Below are 4581 nucleotides of genomic sequence, written 5' to 3'. Positions count from 1 at the left end.
GCTCATCCGCAGAACCGCAAGGTATTGCTACGCTTGAGACACTTTTGAATCGGGCTCTGAGGAGGGAAGATCACGACTGCATAGTTCGTCAAGAGGACATTCGTCACTATCAGTGTCGCTGATTTCAGTAGGAACGCATAGGATGAGCGGGGCGACAAAGTACAGAGCGGCAGCCAGGAAAATCCATGTTCCGCAGCCCGATACTTTACCAATCCCAATTTTAGCCATGCCATGCGATCTCTACTCGATGAAATGCTACTATTGTGCCAGGACATCTACAAGCGCCAGTACTCGCTACAGGATCTACCCATTAAGAGATGCGAGAAGTAAAAGATGGGTAGGGCGACAAACGCTTTGGGCCGCAGTCGGGAGGGAGTGAGGATGAGGAAGTTTTGGGTCGACAGGAAGATTTTGTTATGGCGTGCGGAGACGCGCCGTTGCTCCTTGCGTTTGCAAACATGCTCTGGACGTCGTTACGAGCGGAAGCGACTATAATCTGAACGGTCAGGCGCTTTACGGTTAGAGCGTGAAGGGACGATGAGTGGAGCGTCGCTAATCTAACGAACTCGATGCTTCTTCTCACTGGTCGTTACACAGCACCACTCATTGGCGAGTGACGCTTCGGCCGTCCCCAAAGCAGGCGTTCGTAACAACAAAAGACACCAGTTTGCTACTGAAGGTGCGCGAAGAATTCGACTTATCGAACGCTCATTCTGTCGCCACCACCTTACGACCGCACCCGCGACAAGACCCGTGCGGCTACCCCACTTTGTACCTGAAGCTGCCGGCCATAGCGCAGCGCCGTGGAAGGCGAAGACCATCGCAAGGTAAGGGCGATGCCGGCACCATCCTCGCCAGCGGCAAACAGGTCCTGGGTCAGCCCGACGCGCAGACTGTGGGTCGACAGCGCAGCAATGACAGAGTCAAGTTCGGCGGGGGGCACGTCAACCAGTCCCTCCCGCGCCGCGGCGAGCGCGATCCGCCGGTAAATCCCGGTAACGCCCTGGCGCGTAAGGGGAGCGTCGCCGACCGTGAACGTGACCAGCATGGCCGCGCCGTCTGCATCCTCTTCGCCCCAGCGGGCATCGGCCGCCTCTTTGGCGCGCTGACGGCGGCGGTCGACCCCGACGCGGCGGAACAGCACCCCTTCGCTGATCTCGCTTTCCGAGCGCCAGCGCGCGATCCGGCGCATGGTGTCTGCCGAGAGCCAGGCCCAGGCCCCGAGCCCTTCCTGGTCGGTCTTGGAGCGGGGAAGATGGAGCAACCCGGTGCCATCGCCCTGCGGGCGTAGATCCTTGACTTCGACGGCGGTAAGTTCGCTGACGCGCAGGCCAGCATCGTAACCGAGCGACAACAACGCGGCATCGCGCACGCCCTGAACATCGGGACTGCAGGCCTCGAGCAGTGCGGTAATAGTAAACCCACCGGCGCCGCCCAGTTCGCCGCCGAAGCGCAGCGGCGCCGCCTGGCGCTGCGCGGCGCCCTGGCGGCGGCGCTGCGCGCGCAGCGCATTGCGGACCATCGGCGCCGCGGTCGGCAGTGCGTCCTCACCGAGGTTGAGCATGCGGTGCACGGTCGCGAGGCTGGCGATCCGCCGGCTCAGCGTCGCCGGCTTGCGGCCATCGGCCTCGAGCGTGCGCAGGTAGCGCACCAGGTCTTCCGGCTCGGCGGGCAGCGCGCGGCGGTGCTCGTGCGCGCACCAGTCGAGCCAACAGTCGAGATCGGCGGCGATCGCCAGCTTGGACGCCGGTGCCATCGCCTCGAGCGCGGTTTCAAGCCCGATCGCGCTGACCGGCGCCATATCGCCAGGCGCGGCGCGGCCGAGCGTCGCGATCAGGCGTTCATCGGGCGTAGCGGCGTGGGCACGGCGCGCATGGCGGCGCGGCAGCGGCCCGGCACCGCGAACCATGATGATCGTCGTGGGTGCTGCCGGCGCCGCACCAGGCTCAAAATCCGAATGCGAACCAGAGCCAACCGCCTGGGACTCTTCTAACGCAGATGGATCCAGCGCTGAAAATGTGCCTTCAGAGACGATCTGTGCCTCATCCTCATCCTCGTGACTCACGCCCTGCCCCGCCATTCTGTTGTGATCAATAACCATGCTGTACATACCATAAGGTTGGATTATGGAAAGTGCCGTTGACCGTGGTGGCACAGGTGAGGGTGTGTGCCTCACGGGCCCATTAAGTGCCGCTGTTCGCGCATCGTTGCTCAAGATTGCGTTGAGGTATATCATAGAGTCATCGCAACCCCTTTACACAGATGAGCGCCAGATGACCGTTCAGATTAATATTACTCCAAAAGGTCGCATGAGCCTGCCGGCGGACATCCGAAAGCGTCTGGGCCTCATGGACGGTGGCGCGATCTATCTGGATGAGACGGACGATGGCGTCGTTCTTCGTACTGCGGCGCAGGCAGTGGCGCGGGCGCAGGCCTTGGCCAAACAGTACACGGGCGGCCAGTCCGACTCCGGCGTCGACGGCTTCCTTGCCCGGCGCCGTGAGGACAGCGGCGAATGAGCGAGTTCGTTCTCGATGCCTCGGCCCTGATCGCCATGCTGAAGCAGGAGAAAGGAGCGCCCAAGGTCTCCAAGGCGATTGCCTCCGCTCGCATGTCGGCGGTCAACTACGCCGAGGTAGTCAGCCATTTTGCTTTCATGGGTATGCCGGCGGCGGCGATCGACGCCATGCTCGATCCGCTGCCGATCGCGATCGTGCCCGCCGACCACGCGACGTCGCGGATCGCCGGACGGCTGCGCGCGGTGACCGCCAGCGCCGGGCTGTCGCTCGGCGATCGCTACTGCCTCGCCCTGGCGCAGCGAGATGGTCTGCCCGCCTGGACGGGTGACACCAACTGGAATCTGGTCGCGCAAGAGGCCGGAGTCAAAGTCGTCCAGATCCGCTGAAGACATTCTGGAAAACGGAATGTAAATGCGGTGGCGCGTAAATCATTCACACCAAATAGAGAATTGCCGTGAGACATAAACGCAGAGTGATGTTTGCAATCGCAGCGGCATTATCTTTGGCTAGCTGCCAGCGGCATCGGGATCCGGCAAATCCGGAAACAAGCACAGCTGAGGCCCTCGCCCCAGCAACTGAGGCTGCTTCCCCAACGCCCAATGATTTCATTCAGACCTTCATGGGTAGCTGCGTTCTGGATTTTCCCGACTTCAATCGCGTGGAAGCCGCGGCAAAGGCATTGAAATGGAAGCGTGTCACTGACCCAGACCAGCTCAAGTTAATCGCTCCCACTGATGGTGGTGGCAGCTGGAAGGCGTGGGGATTCAAATCGGGCAAAATGAGAAGCTTGCTGTCTGTCGGCCAACGCGATGTTGACGGAGAAACATTGAAGTTTTGCGTTCTCATCGCAGATCCAGTGGAGAGTGAGATCACACGAAATCGCATTGTTAAGTTGCTCAATGCAACAGAAGAGAGCTCATCAGAGCAAGCCGGTCAACGCTATCGTACATACAGTGTTACTAAAGACGGCAAACCCTTACTGCTCAATTTCATTGATGCTGTTCCGATGGGTATGACGTCTTTCAATGCCAGCATCATAACGCGACCAGCCCACTAACCATTATCAGAATGCGGAAATAACATTTTTATTCATAGATAATACTAATATTTTCTTCGGAACTACACCATCGGAACAATGAGTTTTCATTGCATGAACCGTTTGAAGCCCATTGAGATAAAACTTATAAGCTCGTTTTTCGAAAAGAAAACTGAGGCGGGATACGTCCTAGATTTCAGCAATCGGACTTTTAGCGATTTTTTCGAGCTCGAGTTGGGCATCAACATTGATGCCGAGGTGTACGCGAACAAAGGCACATCAAAGCTGAATCGCCTCCGAACTTTCTTTCAATTGGTCGACGATCATACCGCGGCGCGCGCCCTGCGCGCATTGGTGCGATATCGGGAAAGCGTGACCTCCGATTATGTCGATGCGCTCCCCAATCAAGCAGCTCAGGTATCAGCTCTTATATCACGTCTCGAGAATGGTCAGCCGAGTACGCCCCATAATGTCGTAGCGCCAGAGAAATTAGATTCAATCGAATATGCCGAACTGGCCGATGACCTCAATAAACTTCATAGTCTCCCGCCACAGAAACGCGGGCTCGAGTTTGAAGGCTATCTATTCAATCTATTTGCGAAATTTGGCCTAAAGCCTCACGGACAATTTAGAAATACCGGTGAACAGATTGATGGTAGTTTTGAACTCGATCACGAGATTTATTTGCTTGAAGCGAAATGGCTGAAGCATCCCGTAGGATCCAGACCCATTGGCGGATTTCAACAAATTATTACTCAAAAACCGTCTTGGACAAGAGGACTTTTTGTCAGTTTCGAGGGATTCACAGACGTCGGCATGGTAAGCTTTGGGACCGGAAATTCCATCATCTGTGCTACGGGCGAGGATATCTACAGCGCTCTCAGGGGACAAGTACGGATAGATGATCTGTTACGCGCAAAGGTGCGGGCAAGTTCACAGTCGGGTCGTGCTTACGTGCCATTTAGCCCGGCTTATTCATCGGGCTTGGTCAGAAGGGTTGGCGGGAGTGGTGTAAGCGATTGCTTT

General features: G+C 57.5%; 5 protein-coding genes. 4 read left to right on the top strand and 1 reads right to left on the bottom strand.

Going from position 1 to position 4581, the window contains the following annotated elements; translation table 11 throughout:
• Window positions 1–727: 727 nt before the first annotated feature.
• Complete coding sequence (locus NTCA1_RS27960; RefSeq protein ID WP_159832476.1) at window positions 728–1909, bottom strand: tyrosine-type recombinase/integrase; 1182 nt, start codon at window positions 1907–1909, stop codon at window positions 728–730.
• Between the two features lie 364 nt (window positions 1910–2273).
• Between NTCA1_RS27960 and NTCA1_RS27955 the strand changes: the two genes are divergently transcribed.
• From NTCA1_RS27955 to NTCA1_RS27940, 4 genes are all read left to right on the top strand, one after another.
• Window positions 2274–2519: an AbrB/MazE/SpoVT family DNA-binding domain-containing protein gene (locus NTCA1_RS27955; protein ID WP_159832475.1), complete on the top strand. Its 246-nt coding sequence runs from the start codon at window positions 2274–2276 to the stop codon at window positions 2517–2519.
• Window positions 2516–2905 carry a type II toxin-antitoxin system VapC family toxin gene (locus NTCA1_RS27950; RefSeq protein WP_159832474.1) on the top strand — a complete coding sequence of 130 codons (390 nt, stop codon included), beginning with the start codon at window positions 2516–2518 and terminating at the stop codon, window positions 2903–2905. Before NTCA1_RS27955 ends, NTCA1_RS27950 begins: the two co-directional genes overlap by 4 nt.
• 86 nt (window positions 2906–2991) lie before the next feature.
• Entirely contained in the window at window positions 2992–3576 is a 585-nt protein-coding gene (locus NTCA1_RS27945) for a hypothetical protein (protein WP_159832473.1), read from the top strand.
• 93 nt (window positions 3577–3669) lie between these two features.
• Window positions 3670–4581: restriction endonuclease (locus NTCA1_RS27940; RefSeq protein WP_159832472.1), on the top strand; the 912-nt coding region annotated here is incomplete at its 3' end.

Source organism: Novosphingobium sp. TCA1, assembly GCF_009811895.1.
GTDB lineage: Bacteria > Pseudomonadota > Alphaproteobacteria > Sphingomonadales > Sphingomonadaceae > Novosphingobium > Novosphingobium panipatense_A.
This window is presented reverse-complemented; position numbering and strand designations above follow the sequence as displayed.

Excerpts from the sequence above, each read along its gene's own strand:
- NTCA1_RS27960 (WP_159832476.1), bottom strand. The coding sequence starts at position 1,909 with ATGGTTCGCGGTGCCGGGCCGCTGCCGCGCCGCCATGCGCGCCGTGCC.
- NTCA1_RS27955 (WP_159832475.1), top strand. The coding sequence starts at position 2,274 with ATGACCGTTCAGATTAATATTACTCCAAAAGGTCGCATGAGCCTGCCG.
- NTCA1_RS27950 (WP_159832474.1), top strand. The coding sequence starts at position 2,516 with ATGAGCGAGTTCGTTCTCGATGCCTCGGCCCTGATCGCCATGCTGAAG.